At 62.8% G+C, this 18,350-nt stretch carries 18 protein-coding genes; 10 read left to right on the top strand and 8 right to left on the bottom strand.

Going from position 1 to position 18,350, the window contains the following annotated elements:
• The first annotated feature begins 89 nt into the window (after positions 1 to 89).
• Entirely contained in the window at positions 90 to 560 is a 471-nt protein-coding gene (locus H620_RS0111275; protein WP_023380695.1) for a YMGG-like glycine zipper-containing protein, read from the top strand.
• 152 nt (positions 561 to 712) lie between these two features.
• Here the strand turns inward: H620_RS0111275 and H620_RS0111270 are convergent, their stop codons facing one another.
• Genes H620_RS0111270 through H620_RS0111255 form a run of 4 tightly spaced genes read right to left on the bottom strand, consistent with a single transcriptional unit; the run spans position 713 to position 4,140 of the window.
• Positions 713 to 1,249 (bottom strand): PqiC family protein, encoded by a 537-nt coding sequence (locus H620_RS0111270; RefSeq protein ID WP_027907371.1) that lies wholly within the window; start codon positions 1,247 to 1,249, stop codon positions 713 to 715.
• A 29-nt stretch (positions 1,250 to 1,278) separates the two neighbouring features.
• Positions 1,279 to 2,919, bottom strand: coding sequence for a PqiB family protein (locus H620_RS0111265; protein ID WP_023380697.1), 1,641 nt, complete (start codon positions 2,917 to 2,919; stop codon positions 1,279 to 1,281).
• Positions 2,903 to 3,547 carry a paraquat-inducible protein A gene (locus tag H620_RS0111260; RefSeq protein WP_023380698.1) on the bottom strand — a complete coding sequence of 215 codons (645 nt, stop codon included), beginning with the start codon at positions 3,545 to 3,547 and terminating at the stop codon, positions 2,903 to 2,905. The genes H620_RS0111265 and H620_RS0111260 overlap by 17 nt, the downstream gene beginning before the upstream one ends.
• Entirely contained in the window at positions 3,544 to 4,140 is a 597-nt protein-coding gene (locus H620_RS0111255; RefSeq protein WP_023380699.1) for a paraquat-inducible protein A, read from the bottom strand. Before H620_RS0111255 ends, H620_RS0111260 begins: the two co-directional genes overlap by 4 nt.
• A 331-nt stretch (positions 4,141 to 4,471) precedes the next feature.
• Between H620_RS0111255 and H620_RS0111250 the strand changes: the two genes are divergently transcribed.
• A complete protein-coding gene (locus H620_RS0111250) occupies positions 4,472 to 5,146 on the top strand; it encodes a DUF3313 domain-containing protein (RefSeq protein ID WP_027907370.1) in 675 nt (224 codons plus the stop codon).
• 89 nt (positions 5,147 to 5,235) lie between these two features.
• On the opposite strand, the gene H620_RS0111245 is transcribed toward H620_RS0111250, so the two are convergent.
• A complete protein-coding gene (locus H620_RS0111245; protein ID WP_027907369.1) occupies positions 5,236 to 6,063 on the bottom strand; it encodes an amidohydrolase family protein in 828 nt (275 codons plus the stop codon).
• Between the two features lie 149 nt (positions 6,064 to 6,212).
• On the opposite strand from H620_RS0111245, the gene H620_RS0111240 reads away from it, so the two are divergent.
• Positions 6,213 to 7,166 (top strand): LysR family transcriptional regulator, encoded by a 954-nt coding sequence (locus tag H620_RS0111240; protein ID WP_027907368.1) that lies wholly within the window; start codon positions 6,213 to 6,215, stop codon positions 7,164 to 7,166.
• Positions 7,167 to 7,480: 314 nt separating this feature from the next.
• Here the strand turns inward: H620_RS0111240 and H620_RS27090 are convergent, their stop codons facing one another.
• Complete coding sequence (locus H620_RS27090) at positions 7,481 to 7,927, bottom strand: hypothetical protein (protein WP_023380704.1); 447 nt, start codon at positions 7,925 to 7,927, stop codon at positions 7,481 to 7,483.
• Positions 7,928 to 8,102: 175 nt separating this feature from the next.
• Between H620_RS27090 and H620_RS0111230 the strand changes: the two genes are divergently transcribed.
• The 6 genes from H620_RS0111230 to H620_RS25740 all read left to right on the top strand — a co-directional run bounded on the left by H620_RS0111230 (position 8,103) and on the right by H620_RS25740 (position 15,893).
• A complete protein-coding gene (locus H620_RS0111230; protein ID WP_027907367.1) occupies positions 8,103 to 8,534 on the top strand; it encodes an anti-virulence regulator CigR family protein in 432 nt (143 codons plus the stop codon).
• A gap of 302 nt (positions 8,535 to 8,836) precedes the next feature.
• Positions 8,837 to 9,385, top strand: coding sequence for a phage tail protein (locus H620_RS0111225; RefSeq protein ID WP_027907366.1), 549 nt, complete (start codon positions 8,837 to 8,839; stop codon positions 9,383 to 9,385).
• Between the two features lie 34 nt (positions 9,386 to 9,419).
• Positions 9,420 to 9,977, top strand: coding sequence for a phage tail protein (locus H620_RS0111220; RefSeq protein ID WP_023380707.1), 558 nt, complete (start codon positions 9,420 to 9,422; stop codon positions 9,975 to 9,977).
• 38 nt (positions 9,978 to 10,015) lie between these two features.
• Positions 10,016 to 10,555 carry a phage tail protein gene (locus tag H620_RS0111215; protein WP_023380708.1) on the top strand — a complete coding sequence of 180 codons (540 nt, stop codon included), beginning with the start codon at positions 10,016 to 10,018 and terminating at the stop codon, positions 10,553 to 10,555.
• Positions 10,522 to 11,061: a GNAT family N-acetyltransferase gene (locus H620_RS0111210; RefSeq protein WP_049818772.1), complete on the top strand. Its 540-nt coding sequence runs from the start codon at positions 10,522 to 10,524 to the stop codon at positions 11,059 to 11,061. Before H620_RS0111215 ends, H620_RS0111210 begins: the two co-directional genes overlap by 34 nt.
• A gap of 149 nt (positions 11,062 to 11,210) precedes the next feature.
• Positions 11,211 to 15,893 (top strand): putative Ig domain-containing protein, encoded by a 4,683-nt coding sequence (locus H620_RS25740; protein WP_049818771.1) that lies wholly within the window; start codon positions 11,211 to 11,213, stop codon positions 15,891 to 15,893.
• A 50-nt stretch (positions 15,894 to 15,943) separates the two neighbouring features.
• Here the strand turns inward: H620_RS25740 and H620_RS0111200 are convergent, their stop codons facing one another.
• Positions 15,944 to 16,435: a GNAT family N-acetyltransferase gene (locus H620_RS0111200; protein ID WP_023380711.1), complete on the bottom strand. Its 492-nt coding sequence runs from the start codon at positions 16,433 to 16,435 to the stop codon at positions 15,944 to 15,946.
• Positions 16,436 to 16,528: 93 nt separating this feature from the next.
• Here H620_RS0111200 and H620_RS0111195 point away from each other — a divergent pair, with 93 nt between their 5' ends.
• Positions 16,529 to 17,197, top strand: coding sequence for a class I SAM-dependent methyltransferase (locus tag H620_RS0111195; RefSeq protein WP_027907364.1), 669 nt, complete (start codon positions 16,529 to 16,531; stop codon positions 17,195 to 17,197).
• A gap of 66 nt (positions 17,198 to 17,263) precedes the next feature.
• Here H620_RS0111195 and H620_RS0111190 read toward each other — a convergent pair whose 3' ends face one another.
• Positions 17,264 to 18,145 carry an NHL repeat-containing protein gene (locus H620_RS0111190; RefSeq protein WP_023380713.1) on the bottom strand — a complete coding sequence of 294 codons (882 nt, stop codon included), beginning with the start codon at positions 18,143 to 18,145 and terminating at the stop codon, positions 17,264 to 17,266.
• Positions 18,146 to 18,350 lie beyond the last annotated feature (205 nt).

Below are 18,350 nucleotides of genomic sequence, written 5' to 3'. Positions count from 1 at the left end.
GCGGGCTCAGAACACAGACCAGCGGGCATCAGCGCCCCGCGCTTGGAACTATTCTCTTCGATGGGGTTAGCTTCCAGTGGAGAAGAGCCATGCGTACATTCCCATGGGGATACTTGCTGGTACTGCTGCTTACCGCCTCCACAGCCCAAGCGCAGTCAGTCGTGCCGCTCAAGGGCCAAAGCAGCCAGCAGATGCAACTGGATATCAATGATTGCAACACGGTCGCCAACAATGCGACCAGCACTGCAACCCACTCCGAGCCTCACGTCGGCGGCAGGGTTCGCGGCGCGGCCGCCGGGGCCGCGGCAGGTGCGGTAGGGGCCCAGGTACGGGGCAACCAGCACGAAGAGATCTATGACCGGGCCAGCGACGAGGCCAAGCAGCAGTACCGGCAGAACCGCGCCGGTGAAGGGGCTGCGGCCGGGGCCGCCGTGGGCGGTATGCGCCAGCGCCAGGACCGCCGCCAGGACCGCCGCACTCAGGACCAGGCACAAAGCTCGGCCTATGCCAGCGCCTACAGCGGATGCCTTCAGGGACGTGGGTATCAGGTCAATCCATGATCAGCAGTACGAGGCTCTGTACGAAAAGCCTTGAAACTCGGTGATGCTGTGTTGAAAACAGCCTCGGAGTGCTCATTTACAACCCGTAAACTCCGCTTCCTCGGCTGTTTTCGCCTTGCTTGAGCTTCATCTCAAGACTATTCACACAGAGCCTAAGCGGCAGGGCAACGACCCTGCACTGCCGCGCTACGCACCGCACCGGCCAGTTGGCGCAGGTTGCTTTGCTGGGCGCTGACCAAGCTGCTGACACTGGCTTGCGCCGGTGTCTGTACCGTGGTGCGACAAGTCAGCTCGTCCTGGCCAGGCCGCTTCAACCGCCATACCGCCTCCAGCAAAGCGTGCTGGCCTGGCACTGAATCGAAGCGCTGCACGTCAACCCGCAGCACTGAGCGGACACTGCTGCCCACAGGTCCGCCAAGCTGGTCCTGCAGGGCGCTGCGGAACTCATCCACAAGGTTGGCGCCCCACCATTCGGTATCAAGTATTGCCAGGCCGCTCTGGCCCTGGCGCACCACCAATTGCGGTCGATCCACCTGCGGCGGAACACTGACCCGCTCCACCAGCACGTTAGTACCCTCTTCGCGGGTCGGCTGTGGCGGCACCAGAGTATGGTAGTGGGTGGGCGAACTGCTGCAGCCTGCAGCCAGCACCGCCAACGCGACCAGTATCACAGCGTGAATCTGAGGCATCAGGTATCACTCCTCGATCGGGTGCGGGGTCAAGGCTGCACGTCATCGGCACCCGCCGCCTTGGGCCGCCCACGAATCAGCGATTCGGGGTGCCGCCCCAGGAAGTCGGCAAGGTCACGCAGCGAACGCGACATGCGCTCCAGTTCCTGCAGCGCATCGCCCAGTTTCTCCCGCTGCGGCGAATCTTCGGCGATGGCCGAGTTGGCCGTCCGCAAGGTTTTCTGGACATCTTCCAGCGTCGCCTTCACGCCCGGCAGTGTCTGGCCGTCAAAGCGCTTGAGGGTTGCCCTGAGCTCCCGCAGGGTACCGTCCAGGTTGCCGGCGATGCTCTCCAGCGGCAGCTTGCCGAGACGTTCTACCATGTGCTGCAACTGCTCCTGCAGCTTCTCCAGGCTGCCAGGCACCGTGGGCACCGTGATCGGGCTGGCGTTCATGTCGAAGGCCACCTTCGGCGCTGCGGGGTAGAAATCCAGCGACACATACATTTGCCCGGTGATGAGGTTGCCGCTACGCGCCTGGGCTCGCAGTCCGTGCTCGACGAAAGTGCCAATCAGCCGGCGGGCACCGGCATCGTCACCGGGGGTATGGTTGAACGCCTTGAGCATTTTCTGGTGCACCGGGCCCAAGCGTTGCGGATAGATCACCGCATCCACCACCACTGGGAAAGTCTGCTTCTGTTCGTCGTAGTCGAGCGTCACTGCCACCACCTTGCCGAACTCGACCCCCTTGAATTCCACCGGCGCGCCTGGAGACAAGCCGCGCATCGACTGCTCGAAGCGCATGCGCAGGTGCTGCTGCTTGCCCGTGGGTGGCGCCAAAGCCGCGTCGCGGTCGACGAACAGACGAAACTGCTGTTGATCGGGCGCGGGGTCGGCAGGTGCCGCGAAGTCAGGCGCGCCGAACGCCAGGCCACCCATGAGGATGGATGACAGCGACTGGGTTTCGACTTTCAGTCCATTGGCACCGATCTGCATGTCGACCCCGCTGGCATTCCAGAAGCGGGTATCGGCGGTAACGAAGGCATCGTAGGGCGACTGTACGAACACGCCGATGTCCACCCCTTTGCCATCCTGCTGCAGGGCGTAGGAAACCACCTCGCCGACCGGGATCCGCCGGTAGTAGATCGACGAGCCGACATCCAGCGAACCGAGGTCGTCCGCACTCAGGGTGAAGTGCTTGCCCTTCTCGCCATAGGTGATCGGAGGTGGTAGTTCGAGCCCGGTGAAGCGCTTGCGCGGCGCCGTCGACTCACCGGCATCGGCGCCGATGAAACTGCCCGAGAGCAAGGTGTCCACCCCTGAAACGCCCCCGGCCCCGATGCGAGGTCGCACTACCCAATAGCGCGCACCTTCGGTGGCGAACGATTCGGCTTCCTTGGCCAGTTCCACCTGCACCACCACGCTTTCGCGGTCCTTGGCCAGTTCTACCGTGGTGACCTCGCCGATCACCACGCTGCGGTAACGCACCTGGGTCTTGTGCGCCACCAACCCCTCCCCGCTGCGAAACGAGATGGTAATGACCGGCCCCTGCTGCATCCAGTTGCGCACCACCAGCGAGGCGCCCACCAGCAAGGCCAGGATAGGTACGATCCACACCAGCGACACATTCACCCGCCGGGTCCGCACCTGAGGCTGACCTGCTGCCACGGGTTTGTCAGTCTGCTGCGCCATCGCTGCGCTCTCCGTCTTGTGGCTCGCCATCCCAGATCAGTCGTGGGTCGAAGCTCATCGCAGAAAACATCGTCAGCACCACCACCAAACCGAAGAACAGAATGCCTGGACGCGGTTCGATGGTTCCCAGGCCACGCAGTTGCACCAGCGCAGCCACCAAGGCCACCACCATCACATCGAGCATCGACCAATAACCGATCAACTCGACACAGCGAAACAGTTGCGAGCGCTGACGCCTCGCCCAGGTGCTGCGTCGCTGGGCGGTTACCAACAGCAGGCCGAGGGAAAAAAACTTGATCGCGGGCACACCGATGCTGGCGATGAAGATGATCAAGGCAATGTCCCACGCCCCCGCCTCCCAGAACTCCAACACCCCACCAACGATGGTGCTGTCGGTACCCTGGCCAAGCATTTCGGTGTTCATCACCGGCAAGGCATTGGCCGGCACATAGAAGATCAGTGCTGCGCACAGAAACGCCCAGCCACGGGCAATGGGATTGACCTTGCGTCGGTGCAGCGGCGCACCGCAGCGTTGGCAGTGACAGGCATCTTCGCGCAGGTCGCAGGCCTGACCGCAGCCGTGGCACAGGCACACCTGCAGGTCGTCGGCCAACACCGGGACTGTCATACCTGCTCCCACAGGTCGCGGATATCGCGCCCGGCGATGTAGATCAGCAATACACTCAGCGCCGCCAGGGCAATCAGGCCGATACCAGGGATCACATCGAGCAAGCCGGCAAGCTTGATCACCGCCACCATCGCGCCGAGCAGGCAGACTTCCAGCATGCTCCAGGGCCTCAGCCTTTCCAGGGCCTGCATGCAAGCGCCAAACGCGGGTGAACGGCGGCCGGCCATGGCAAAGCTCAATACCCAGCACAGCACGGCGATCTGCAGCACCGGCGCGAAAATGATCGACAGCGCCAGTACCAATGCCATGAACGTAATGCTACCGCTACTCAGGACCATCACCGCGTCCCACAGCGTCGCCGAGTTGGACAGCCCGCTCATGCTGATGGTCATCACCGGGTAGGCATTGGCGAACACCAGCAGCACGCCACCCGTGATGCTGAGCGCCAGGCGCTGTTGGGGAGTCAGCCCATTGTGCCGATACAGCACGCCGCCACAGCGCGTGCACACAGCACTCTGGTGGCGCCGCAGCGGAGCACGGTGATAGACCGCGTCACAGTACTCGCAGATGATCAGGTCATTGCCCTTGCTCATGGCTTCTCTCGCGGCAGGTCCGAATGCCCTGCACAGCCCATGTCGCAGGCAAGATTAGTCAAGAAATGGCCAGTGCGTATTGGCCTCGATGTACAGTCGAACAACACCGGGAAACAGTATGTTCACCTCACCCGTGGGCACTTGCGAGTAATAAGGCCTCGTCTAAAGTTTAAATGCCCGAAGCCGACGTTCGCGGGTCTCTCACCATCGCCTCGCAAACCGCGAGAAGAGTGCCTTGTTCCACGATCGCAGAGTTCAAACTTAAATCTTGCGCCACCAAGAGTCGCCCGCATGCCTGCGGGATATCACTCAACGTAGGAAGGAGTGCTGCATGAAAACCCGGCCATTGGTTGCAACCTTGTGTCTTGCTACAGTCATGCTATATGGCTGCGCGAGCAAGTACGTGGAGTCCGATCAGTACTCGGGCTTCCTGAAGGACTACAGCTTACTGAAGGAAGACAAGTCGCCTTCCGGCGCGCCAGTCATGCGCTGGATCAAACCGGATGTCGACGCCAATCGTTATACCAGCGTCTACATCGAACCGAGCCAGCTTTATCCGAAACCCCAACCCACCGAAAAAGTCCCACAGTCGACTTTGACTGGCATTACCCACTACTACGACCAGACCCTCAAAAGCCACTTCTCTGAGGTGTTACCTTTGGCCAAAGGACCGGGTCCACGCGTCCTGATAGTGCGTCCGGCAATCACTGCAGTCAGTGCCAAGACCAAAGGCCTGCGCCCGTATGAAGTCATCCCGATCGCCCTGATCGCAGCAGGTGTAAGCACGGCCACCGGTATTCGCGACCAGGACACCACCATCGCCACCGAGGCGGCGTTCATCGACGGCGGCAACCAGCAGGTGGTCGCCCAGGTGGTCCGCAAGGGTGCAGGTAGCGAGCTTGAAAACGCCGACCAGGTGATGCAAACCAAGGACGCCAAGGCTGTGCTCGATGGTTGGGCCAAAGACATGGTGGCCTCCTTCCAGGCCGCCAAAGGCAGGAAGTGAATCACCCTGCCCCGTTGCCGCGCATGCTTGCAGCGGGGCAGCCCAGCGGACTCCTGCAGTTCACTCATCCTGTACGGGTATCGCAGTGCTCAGGCAAAACCAAACAAGCGCCTTGGGGTGTCCCACATGATCTGACGGCGCTGCGTGGGGTCGGGCACCAGGCGCTCGGCGAGTTTGAGCAACGGGCCGTAATCGACACGTGAGCGTTGGCGGATAAAGGGCCAATCCGAGCCCCAGATGCAGGCGTGGGGGCCGAACGCCTCGATCAATGCCTGGACATAGGCAGCACTTTGCTCGAACAGTGCCTGCGGCGCGGCGAACTTCTGCATGCCTGACAGCTTGACGGTCGCCCGGCCAGAACCTGCCAGGCGCAGTAACGCCTGGAAGCCCGGTTGTTGCAAGCCGGCAGCAACGTCAGGGCGGCCGCAGTGGTCGATCAGCAACCGCGTTGGCAGGCGCAACAACCGCGCTTGTACGTCCAGTAGCTGGTCTTCGCACACCTGGACCTGGGCGAACAGATCAAGCTCGGCCAGCTTGCCGAACAGGCTTTCGCAGCCGTCGAGGCAGCCTACCCCATAAAGCGCTGGATTGAAGGCAACCCCGACCACGCCTTGCTCCTTCAATGCCGCCAGCTGGCCAAGTTTCATGCCCGGCTCGACCACCGCGATGCCCCTGAAACGGCCCTGCCCGCGCGCCAGCGCATCGAGCAGGCAGCGGTTGTCGGTGTGATAGCCGCTGTTGGGGCCGACCAGCAACGCGTGTTGCACGCCATAGGCCTCCATCACTTGGGTGAACTGCTCTAGCGTGGCAACTTCCTGGCCCGAGGGGGCATAAGGCGCATCCGGATGGTAGGGAAAGCGATCGGGATCAAACAAATGGTTATGGCAATCGATCTTCGGTTCATCAAAGATGTTCATGGACAGCTCCCTGGTTGACGCTTTCTGCGCCTGAACGTAGATCCTGTTATCGTCCGCCATCGTGGCGGCGAGGCTGGAGCGACGATACTGCGCGCCGACGTTTGGCGCTCATACCCAGATGGCAGACATCATAACCAAAGGTAATACACATGCCCCAAGACCCGGACAGCCCAGCATCCAGCGCGATGGTGTTCAAACTGCGGCACATGGAGGTGTTTCGCGCGGTGATGCTGACCGGCTCGATCAGTGCCGCGGCCAAGATGCTGTATGTGTCCCAACCAGCCGTGAGCAAGCTGATCCATTACGTCGAAGGGCGTTTGGCATATCGCTTGTTCGAGCGCATCAACAATCGTCTGGTCCCCACCGAGGAGGCACATGTCCTGTTCCGTGAAGTAGAGCGGGTGTACCAGGCCGCCCTGCAGGTCAACGAGTGCGCGTTGTCATTGGCCTCGGGCAGCCACCGCAACCTACGCATTTCGTGCAGTGCATCGTTGTCGACAGTGGTGATCCCCATCGCCCTGGCGCAGCTCAAGCGCGAGTCGCCATCGCTGACCATCGAGTGGCAGACCTCGCTGATGAACGAGATGCCCAACCAGATCCTGTCGAAGAAGGTCGACCTGTCGATTGCTGCCCTTCCAGTGGTGCATGACCATCTGGTGTCCCAACCGTTCATGCGGGGGCGCATGGTTGCGGTAATGCCTGCCGATCACCCCTTGGCCCAGGAGCCGGCGCTGACGCTGCAGCAGTTGGTGGGGCACGCGCTGCTGCTGTTCCGGCCCGACATGCCGTTTGGCCGGTTGTTGGCGCATGAAATCCAGCGCCGAGGCCTGCACCTTGAGTCGTTGCTGTCGTTCACCAACGCCAACGAAGCTGTGGCCTTGGTAAAGCAAGGCATGGGCATGACCCTGATCGACGAGTTCGTGGCACAGGACAGTGGCCTTGAAGTGGTGCCGCTGGCGGAGGACATTCACTTCGATATCAGTTTCGTCTACTCACGCTTCGAGCCCCCATCCCAAGCTTCATTGCACCTGATGCGGGTGCTGCATGCCCAGGCACTGAAACTTGACAGGGCCATCACCGGGTTCGAACTGCCCCAAGGCTGAACGTCTGTTGCTGTGGCTCACCGCGCTGCCGGTGGACCGCGTGGAGTTGCCTGGGGCAGCCACCAAGCCCTGGCCATGCAGGGCGATGTCCGGGACGCTCGGACGCTGGCGCAGGAGGCCTAGTGCCTGGGGTTCGCTCACGACATTGCGCCGATTGCGCGGATGCCAGTGATGGTGCCTGGTGGTAATCGTCGCCTGCCGGTTGTCGAGCAGATACTGGCAGAGCTGCAGCGCTCGCCTACTTGTCGCGGGTGAAGTCGCGGAGAACGACCCAGCCTATGGCGAGCATAGACTGGGCGTTGCTCATTCAGCCTTCAGCGGTCGTTCTTGGAGGACGAGCGAACGGCATTGCTCAAGCCCTTGGTGTTGTGATCGCCCGGCGTGGTGCGCGACACGGCGGTCGACTTGGCCAGGCCACGGGTATCCTTGGAATGCGCAACACCGGAGGTGGCGGTGCCATGCCCACGGTCGTCGTTACGGGTACTGCCGTAGTGATTTCCGCTTACGCCATGATCACGGGTGGCTTTGCCCGCATGCTCACCCGTCGAGCCTTTACCGTTGCCATTGCCGCCCATACCACCCTGGCCGCCGCCATTTCCGTTGCCACCGCCATGACCGCCGCCATTGCCGCCGCCGTGGCCACCCCCGTTACCACCGCCCTTGGCATAAGCCGCGCCAATCGGCGAAACATCAGCCGGTAACAACGCCGCACTCCCCAACGCAAAGGCACAGGCAAACACGGCTACCAAGGTCTTTTTCATTTTCTATACGCCTCCATGGGCGAGGTGGGATCGCCGTAAGACCGGTGAACCGCCTTTAAGTTTTGTACCAGGCGACGAAATGCAGTGCGCTACACAAAGCCACACGGGCTTTCAACACACGCTGCCGGCTTGGCTAAGCTGTAGTTGACCTTCATGTGCTCAAGGAACAGCCCACATGCTCAAGCTCAAGACGCTGCTGTCGACCGCCCTCAGCCTGCTGCTGATGGGTACAAGCCCTGGCCTGCTCGCCGACCCAGGCAAGGGCAAAGGCCACGACAAGGGCGGGCAACACGGAAATTCGGGGCATCAGGGAAACGGCAACGACTGGCATGGTGGCCCATCGATCGATGTGGGCGGCGTGCGGATCATTCTCAACGATAACCGGGACTATTGGAACGCCGGCACTGCGCTGCCACCCGGCATCCAGAAAAACCTGGCACGCGGCAAGCCCTTGCCACCCGGCATAGCCAAGAAGCTCGATGGCCGCCTGCTGGGGCGCCTGCCGCACTACGACGGCTATGAATGGCGGCAGGCTGGTACCGACCTCATATTAGTGGCCCTCGCTTCAGGCTTGATCTACGAAGTGCTGCACGACGTGCTGGACTGATGCACTTACGCGCGGCCTTCGACAGCCGCATCTGATCGTTGCAAATAATCTTCAAATATCCCTGCAAAAATGATGGCATTTACCCATCAGCTAACTAGACTCCAGCTATCTCCGAGGCATCCAGCCTCCTCTGTTCGGGCCCCAAGGAAAGGATCATGCCCAAGCTACTAGCACGGAAGTAGTAGTCGGCCCCCGGCCAAAGCGGTTCTGTCTATCACCTGTTTCGTCGTACGCGGCGCTCAGCTCCCTGCGGAGATGGGCATTTACAGTGCATGCAGTTTGGGTAATGGAGACGTTGAAGCATGGACAATTTTCTAGGTGAAATCCGCCTGTTCAGCTGGCCGGTGATACCAAAAGGCTGGTTGCCCTGCGACGGCCGGCTGCTGCCGATCGTTCAGAACCAGGCACTTTTCGCATTGCTGGGTGTGCAGTTCGGAGGAGACGGCAAGGCCACCTTCGCACTGCCCGACCTGCGTGGTCGGGTGGCGATGGGGCGCAACGACTGGCCACCCGTGAACCCGGCATTCGCCTCTCACAGCACCGGACAAGCGGGTGGCGTCGAGTCTGTGATGCTGCCGCTCAGCGCACTGCCCGAACACACCCACAGCGTACAAGTCAGCAACGCCACTCTCGGCAATGGCGGCCCGGCCGGCAACTACCCCGCGACCAGCGCCAATGCCAACGGTGTTGCCGCGCAGCCGACCTACATCACCGCCGACACGAACAAGCTGGTGACCCTCCACGCTGACACCATCGCAGCCACCGGGCAGACGCCGATACCCAACATGCAGCCCTCGATCTGCCTGAGCTACTGCATCGCCACCCAGGGCGTCTTCCCGCCACGCCAGTAACGGCTACCACACCTATCATCTCAAGGGGCAAGTCATGTCAGATAACTACCTCGGGGAAATTCGGCTGTTCGCAGGTTCATACGCACCCGTTGGCTGGGCTTTTTGCGACGCATCCGTGCTACCGATCAGCCAGAACGAAGCGCTGTTCTCGCTGATCGGCACCACCTACGGTGGCGATGGCATAACCACCTTCGCCCTGCCCGACCTGCGCGGCCGGGTGGCTGTTGGCACCGGCGCAGGCAACAACCTGACACCCCGTACCCTGGGGCAGATCGTCGGCACCGAACAAGTGGCGATGACGGCTGCCAATACCCCGGCCCACAGCCATGGTTTCAGTGTCACCAACGCCCCCGCCACCACGGCGGAGCCGGCAGGCCCTTCCGCCCACAACACCTGCACCTTCGCCGCCTTCACCCCAGCCGGTCCGGTCAAGGGGCTGTACAGCACGGCAAACACGGATACCGCCGTCACGCTGAACAACGGCGCCTTGGTGCGCTCGGGCGGCATCGGTTCACCACACGACAACATGATGGGGTCGCGCGCCATCAACTACATCATCGCCCTGACCGGCATCTACCCGAGCCAATTCTGAGACCCAGGCCTGCTCTTCACTTTTCAGGGATATGACTCATGGACGCTTTCACTGGAGAAATTCGACTGTTTCCGTATACCTACATTCCCGATGGTTGGCTGCTCTGCGACGGTTCGGCAAGGCCGATCCAGCAGTTCCAGAGCCTCTTTGCCGTTTTGGGGTACGGGTTTGGCGGTAACACCAACCAATTCAACCTGCCCAATCTCAACGGTCAGGTCGCCATGGGCGTGGGTGCCGGCCCCGGATTGACCGCGCGTGCGCTCGATGCCAGCGCCGGAGCGGATGAGGCCACGCTGACACCAGCCAACTTCGCGCCTCATACCCATGCGCTCCGGGCCCAACCTGGGACGAACTTCGCGGCGGCCGTCGATACGCCCACCAGCCAAAGTTTTCTCAGCCAGCCGCGCAACCTGCGCCTGTACAACGGTGTAGCCGGCAACACCGACTACACCTTGGCCCCTGTCACCGTGAGCAAGGCGGGTACCCCGTTCAACAGGACGACCCGCAACGCCCAGCAACCTTATCTGACCCTGGCCTACTGCATATGCTACGACGGCAACTTCCCTGCGCGCCCCTGAGCGAGCGTCTTGCGCTGGCGCTGCCAGTAGGCATCGGGTTTGGTCTTCGGCGGCAGGGCGAAGGTGATGTCAGTCTGCTGCGGGCGCTGTTCGTGGCCCGACGAGGCATCGAGTTCGAGGGCTTGCCCTTGAGCGATACACAGCGTCTGGCGTTTCTCGACGGCCAGGCCGACCTGCAGTCACGTCACTATGCCGAGCACTATCCACAGGCCGCATTCCTGGTCGTCGAACGGGCCGGACAGGCCATCGGTCGCTTGTGCGTAGACGAGAAACAGGCCGAGCTGCGGGTGGTGGACATCGCCCTTATGCCGGCCTGGCAGCGCCAAGGCATCGGCACCGCACTGCTGCGGGCGGTACTGGCGGTGGCGGACCTGCACGGCAAGGCTTGTGCGCTCAGCGTCGACGCCTGCAACCCGGCCCAGGCGCTTTACCAGCGCCTGGGCTTCGAGGTACAGCCCGGCGATGGCCTTTACCTGCCTATGCACCGTTTCCCTGTAACGGCCTGACACGAACACCCAACGCAATGGAATGCGCACATGGACAGTTAGCCATTTTGCCTGAAGTCATGAAGAGGGCCGGCCCATCGCTCAGCCCCAGTTCTCCCCCACTCTGAGTCCGTAGGCGATCACTGATCGGAAACATGGCAGGAAGCCCCATGATGCACTCACTCGCGTACCACCGTGCCTGGCTGACCAGGTCGTTCCTTCTGTTGTGGCTGTCGGCGCTCGCCCTAATGATGCCAGCCCAGGCCATGGCGATGACGTTCAGCCCTGCCCCAGGCAGCAACCTGGGCAGTTTCCCCGCAGGTCAGAGCCTGAGTATCCCGCTGAGCGTCTCAGGCGGCGTCCTGCCGATGACCGGCTGGTATGAGTGCGATGTCAGCGTGACCTACGACCCCTCATTGAAGTGCTTGCCAACAGGCCTGACCATCGCCGAGTCCACGAACAGTGAGTCGACTACCATCAATGGCACCCCAAACGTCGCGCCCGGCGTTTACAGCTTCACCCTGACGGTGTTCGACAGCTTCACTCCCGCGACCGTGAACTACTCGATCACCATCACCGGCGGCCCCACGGTGACCAGCTTGAGCCCCACCTCGGGCAGCACCAGCGGGGGCACCAGCGTGACCATCAGCGGCACTGGTTTCACCAGCGCCACAGGGGTGGCATTTGGCGGCAACGCAGCGACATTCTCGGTCAACAGCGACACCTCGATCACCGCGACCACCCCCAGTGGGTCAGCGGGTACCGTGCCGGTGGTGGTCACCACGGCAGCGGGCTCCTCCGTGATCAATGGCAATAGCCAGTACACCTATGTCGCACCGCCCATTGCCGGTGCGGTGAGCGCAACTGTGGCAGCCAACAGCAGTAGCAACCCCATCCCCCTGAACCTTAGCGGCGGCGCGGCCACCAGCGTGGCGGTGGCCAGTCAGGCCAGCCATGGTACGGCGACCGCCAGCGGTACCAGCATCACCTATACGCCCACAGCAGGCTACTCAGGCCCAGACAGCATCACCTATACCGCTAGCAACGCCGTTGGCACCTCTGCACCGGCAACCATCAGTTTCACGGTTTCGCCGCCCACCTTGGCACTAAGCCCTGCGACCTTGCCCAGCGGAACCGCTGGCACCGCCTATAGCAGCACGTTGAGCGCCAGCAACGGCTCGGCGCCTTATAGCTTCAGCCTTACCAGCGGCGCGCTTCCCCCCGGACTGAACCTCAGCGGCAACACGCTGGGTGGAACGCCGTCCGCCAGCGGTACCTTCAACTTCACCGTCGCCGCAACCGACAGTTTCGGTGCCACAGGGTCGCAACCTTACGCCCTGTCCATCGCAGCGCCGACGCTCAGCCTCACGCCGACCTCCCTGAGCGATGCTAGCGCAGGAGTTCCTTACACCAGCACCTTCAACACCACGGGCGGTACGGCACCCTACAGTTATGCCATCATCGCGGGCAGCCTTCCGGCTGGATTGGCCCTGATCGGGAATGCGCTGAGCGGTACGGCCACCGTCAGCGGCACCTTCACCTTCACCGTCACGGCAACCGACGCCAACAGCTTCACCACCTCGCGCAGCTACACCTTGACCGTGGCGTCACCGACCATCACCGTCTCACCGGTCTCCCTGAGCGGTGGCATCGCTGGCGCGGCCTACAGCGCTATCCTCGGTGCCAGCGGCGGGACTGCGCCCTACACCTTTGCCGTGACGGCGGGTGCTCTGCCAAGTGGCATGACCCTCAGTGGCGACACCCTGAGCGGTACGCCTACCGCCGATGGCACCTTCAATTTCACCGTCACCGCAACCGACGGCAATAACTTCACTGGTTCGCGGGCCTACAGCCTGACCATTGTCCAGCAGCCCCCCGTGGCGGGCACCGTCAACCTGTCGGTGGCGGCCAATAGCACCACCAACGCGGTCACACTCAACCTCGGTGGGGGCCCTGTCAGCAGTGTTGCCGTGGTCAGCGCGGCCAGCCATGGCACGGCAACCGCCAGCGGCACCAGCATCACCTACACCCCGAATGCCGGTTACTCCGGGGCCGACAGCTTCACCTACACCGCCACCGGCCCGGGCGGTACCTCGGCACCGGGCTCCGTCAATATCAGCGTGGGCGCCCCAACCCTGGTCATCACCCCTGGTACCTTCGGCGGTGGCATCGTCGGCTCGGCGTACAGCACCCCACTCAGCAGCGTGGGCGGCACCGCACCCTACAGTTACAGCGTCACTGCCGGCAGCCTGCCCACCGGCCTCGTCCTGTCCCCGGCCGGCGTACTCGGCGGCACACCGACCAACAGCGGCAGCTTCAACCTGACCATCACCGCCACCGACGCCTACGGTGCCACCGGCAGCCAGGCGTACACCTTGGTAATCGCTGACCAGGCGCCGGTGGCCGGTGCTGTCAGCACTACGGTCGCTGCCAACAGTTCGACCCATGCCATCCCCCTCGCTTTGAGCGGCGGTCCGGTCAGCAGCGTGGCGATCAGCACCGCCCCCAGCCACGGCACCGCAGTGGTCAGCGGCACGGCGATCAGCTATACCCCCACGGCAGGTTTCTCAGGCAGCGACAGCTTTGCCTATACCGCCACCGGCCCCGGCGGCACTTCGGCGCCCGCCACGGTCAGCCTGAGCGTGACCGCACCGACCCTGGCGCTGAATCTCGCCAACCTGGTCGATGGCACCCTGGGCACTGCGTACAGCGCCAGCCTGGGTGCTTCAGGGGGCACCGCGCCTTACACCTATGCGATCAGCACAGGCAGCCTGCCAGCCGGTCTGAGCCTGTCACCGGCCGGCGTGCTCAGCGGCACGCCGACCAGCAATGGCAGCTTCGCCCTCACCTTCACAGTAAGCGACGCCTATGGCGCGGTCGGTAGCCAGGCTCATACGCTGGTGATCGCCGACCGCGCCCCCATAGCTGGCAACAGCAGCGCCACGGTTGCTGCCAACAGTTCAGCCAACGCCATCAGCCTCGCCCTCAGCGGCGGCGCCGCGACCAGCGTGACCGTGACCAGCGCTCCCGCACATGGCAGCGCCATCGCCAGTGGCCTGGGTATTCGCTACACCCCCAGCGCCGGGTACTCCGGCAGCGACAGCTTTGCCTATACGGCCAACGGCCCTGGCGGTACTTCGGCACCGGCGACGGTGACAGTGTCCGTCAGCGCACCGACCCTGGATGTCGAGCCCAGCGCTGGCAGTGTCGAAGGCGGCACCTTGGGCAGTGCCTATCGCATGAGCTTGCGCGCGCTCGGTGGCATGGCGCCGTACCGCTTCACCCTGAGTGCGGGCAGCCTGCCGACAGGCTTGGTCCTGGACAGCGGCAGTGGGGTGATCAGCGGCACGCCCCAGAGCACAGGCACCCACACCCTTGAGGTGACTGTCACCGACGTCAACGGCGCGGTCGGTACCTTCAGCTTCGCCCTGAGCATCGCGGCCCAGACGGTCACCGTGGTGTCGTCCAACGAAGCCCTGGTACCTGGCCAGGTGGCGAGCGTCGACCTGACCCAGGGTGCCACCGGTGGCCCGTTCCTGCGCGCGCGGCTGTTATCGCTCAGTCCGGCATCAGCCGGTAGCGCAAGCCTGAGCGGCCCGTTCACCCTGCGCTTCGCACCGACCACAGTGTTTGCCGGCACTGCCGTAGCCACCTTCAGCCTGGAAAATGGCAACGGCGGCAGTGCAACCGGCACCGTGACCTTCACCGTGCAGGCCCGCCCAGACCCCGGCCAGGATGCCGAAGTGATCGGCGTGCTCAACGCCCAATCACGCGCCGCTGAACGTTTCGCCAGCACCCAGATGGACAACTTCAACCGCCGCCTGGAACAACTGCACCGGCCAACCTGTGACCGCAACGCGTTTAACGCCAGCGTCAAGCATGGGCGCGAAGATGTGCGCCTTGGCGATCTGGGCAAGGCGCTGCGCGATGAACTGCAAGGCAACGACGCGGAGTCGGATGAGCAACGACGCAAGCAACGGGACAGCGCGCGGACAATCGATGGTGAATGCCGTGAGGCGCCGCTGGCCTTCTGGACCGATGGATTCATCAACACCGGCTCCAATCGCGCCCGTGGCGCCAAAGACAATAGCTACACCACCTATGGCTTGAGCGCCGGCGTGGACTATCGTCTTTCACCACGGACCGTGGTGGGCATGGGGGTCGGTTACGGCACCGACCGCACCGATGTCGGCGACCATGACACCCACATTGAAGGTGATGCGCTGGGCCTGGCGGCCTACCTGAGCACCCATCCGCTGTCGGAGGTGTATGTGGACGCGCTGCTTGGCTACAACCGCATCCGCTTCGACTCGCGCCGCTACGTCACGTCCGACCCGTCGAACGGCTACGCCCACGGCTCGCGGGATGCCGACCAGTGGTACGCGTCGCTGACCGCCAGCTACGAGTACCGTGCCGGCGCGCTTTCACTGGCCCCGTATGCACGGGTCAACGGCAGCGTCACCACGCTGGACGACTACCGCGAGCGTGGCGGTGGCATCTATGGCCTGAGCTACGACGAGCAGCATCAACGCACCTTCACCTCGTTCCTCGGCCTGCGCGGTGCCTACGACATCCAGACCCGCGCTGGCGTGCTCACGCCGCGAGTGGGGCTGGCCTGGGGCCACAACTTCAGCCATAGCGACGACTACCGCATGCGCTACACCGACCAGGGTGACGACGGTGTGCTGTATCGGCTGTCACCCGACCCGATGGACAGCAACTTCATCGACCTGGACACTGGGCTTGAGTTGAGCCTTGGGCGCAGTTGGCGTCTGGGCCTGTCCTACAAGACGGCCCTAGGTAGCGACGAGCGCAACGAGATGTTCCGAATCGGGCTGGACGGACGCTTCTGACCCGCGCGCCGCTTCAGGGGCTGCCCCATCAGCCTGTGAAGCGGCATCGCTCACAGCGTCATTTCCATCTCGTGCCAGGCCATGCCACCATGGTCGGATGCCGAGGGCTGCACGTAGCGGTATCCCATCTTCTCGTACAGCGCCACGTGCCGGTCCTTGCACATCAAGTGAATGCGGCGCTTGCCCATATCCCGCATGCGTTTGACGAATTCGCTCATCAAACGACCCGCATGGCCTTTGCCCTGGTGGGCCGGATCGACCACTACCGACATGATCACCACGTTCGGCGCAGCGGCGTCATGGCCTACCAGCGATTTGAACGCTTCGTCCGACATCACCACTTCCCAGGCACAGCCACTGTTGATGAAGCCGATCACCTCACCAGCGTCCTCGAGAATCAAAAACCCTTCAGGGTACTGGTCGATCCGCTTGCGGATCTTCTCCAGGGTCGCTGCCTCGTCGCCTTCGTAGGCCGTCGACTCGATCTGGAAACAACGCTCGGCGTCGGTGGGTACGGCAGTTCGGAAGGTTGCAGCGCTCATCGGGTTCCTCGCAAATAGCAGGCGGCAAAAAGCGATAGCTTACCGCTTTTTATTGCCTATGCTTGAACCGCCTCCCCCTCATTGGACCTTGCCATGTCATCACCCGAGAGCGATCTGCAAGCGAGCTGGCAGCGCAACGCCCAATCCTGGATCGACGCCGTGCGCAGCGGTGCCATAGACAGCAGGCGGCAGGTGACGGACCAGGCGATCTTACTGGCCATTCTCGGTCGTCAACCCAAACGGGTGCTGGACCTGGGCTGTGGCGAGGGCTGGTTGCTGAGGGCACTGGCAGAAAGCGGCATCGAGGCCGTGGGGGTCGATGGAGACGACGGATTGGTGCAAGCAGCGCGATCGGCTGGGTCGACACAGGTCTACCAGGCCAATTATGGGCAGTTGGTCGATGCCGAAATAGACGTGGGTTCAGGTTATGACCTGATCTGTGCCAACTTCGCGCTGCTGCATCAGAACATCATCCCGCTGCTGGCGGCCATGAACGCATTGCTCACCCCAGGCGGTGCGCTGGTGGTCCAGACGCTGCACCCCTGGAGCGTGGCTGCCGGGGACTATCAGGATGGCTGGCGAGAGGAATCATTCGCCGGAATGGCCGGGCAGTGGCAGCCGATGCCCTGGTACTTCAGGACCTTGTCCAGTTGGCTGAATGCGCTGGAGATGGCTGGGTTGCAGTTGGTCTGCCTACAAGAGCCCCAGCACCCGCAAAGCAGTGTGCCCCAGTCGTTGTTGATGATTGCGCAGCGCCGTTGACGTCATCGGTCCTATCGCCTGCAAGCCGGTGCCTGCTGTGTCACTCCTAAGGAGGCCGTGGGTCATTCACTGCAGTGTCGCGGTGACGGGCGCCACAGGCGGACGCAGGTGCAACACGCGGTCTCGCCCACCTTCAGCCAGCAAGTATCCGCCCTTGCCGTCCGGCACGATCGCCTGGGGCGCTTTGAGGTAGGACAGCACGGTGTGCTGGTCGCCCTGGGCATCGATACGCAGCAACCGTGCACGATGGGTGTTGTCTTCGCTGATCCACAGGCCGCGCTGGTCGCAGAAGAGGAAGGTCGGGTTGCGCAGGCCTTCGACCACCACCGGGTCCTGACCATCGTCGGACACCGCACGCACTTTGCCAGTGGCTTTCTCGGTATACAGCAAGCGCCCGTCGCTGCAGCGGGTCAGGCCTTCAGTTTCAGTCAGGCCCGAGCGCAAGACATCGAGCTGGCCACTGTGCCAGTCGTAACGCAGCAAGCGGCCATTACCTTTGCGGTCTTCGATGGCGTAGAGCGTGTCGCCGTCGTTCCACAGGCCCTGCACACTGTCGCCCTCGAACAGCGCAGTGACCTGACCATCACGGGCAAGGCTTACGGGCGCTCGGCCACCTTCCTGGCTGAACACCCATCCCCCTTGGGCGGCCACCATGCCATCTGGCTTGGACAGATGATCGACCAGCACCACCCGGTCGCCTTGGGCAGTGATCTTGAGGATGCTGCCTTTGCCATCGTCCAGTTCGCGGCTGACCAGCAGGCTGCCGTCGGCCTGGGGCAGCAAGGAAGCGGCTTTGTCTACCTGGCGATGCAACACTTCGACGTCCCAACCCTTGGCAGCCTGCACTGGATAGAAGCTCTGCCAGGCGAAGAAACCCAAGGTGGCAGCGAGCAGGCTGGCGGTGGCGGTCAGGGCAATACGCGTGCTGCGCTGGCGCAGGGTGGGCATGGACACAGGCTCCTTGAAATGGCCCGTCGATGCTAGCAAGGCAATGTGAAAAAAATGTCATTGACACCGCTGAAGGTAATCAACAAAAAGGATATAAAAATAAGAAAACAATCTAACTAAGGAGAATAAAGGAATTGAAAGCAACAGGCCTCCTCCTTAGGCTGGGTTCACGGTTTGCCCTATAAGAACTGAAGGAGCGTCAGCC

This window comes from Pseudomonas taiwanensis DSM 21245 (assembly GCF_000425785.1).
GTDB classification, from domain to species: domain Bacteria; phylum Pseudomonadota; class Gammaproteobacteria; order Pseudomonadales; family Pseudomonadaceae; genus Aquipseudomonas; species Aquipseudomonas taiwanensis.
This window is presented reverse-complemented; position numbering and strand designations above follow the sequence as displayed.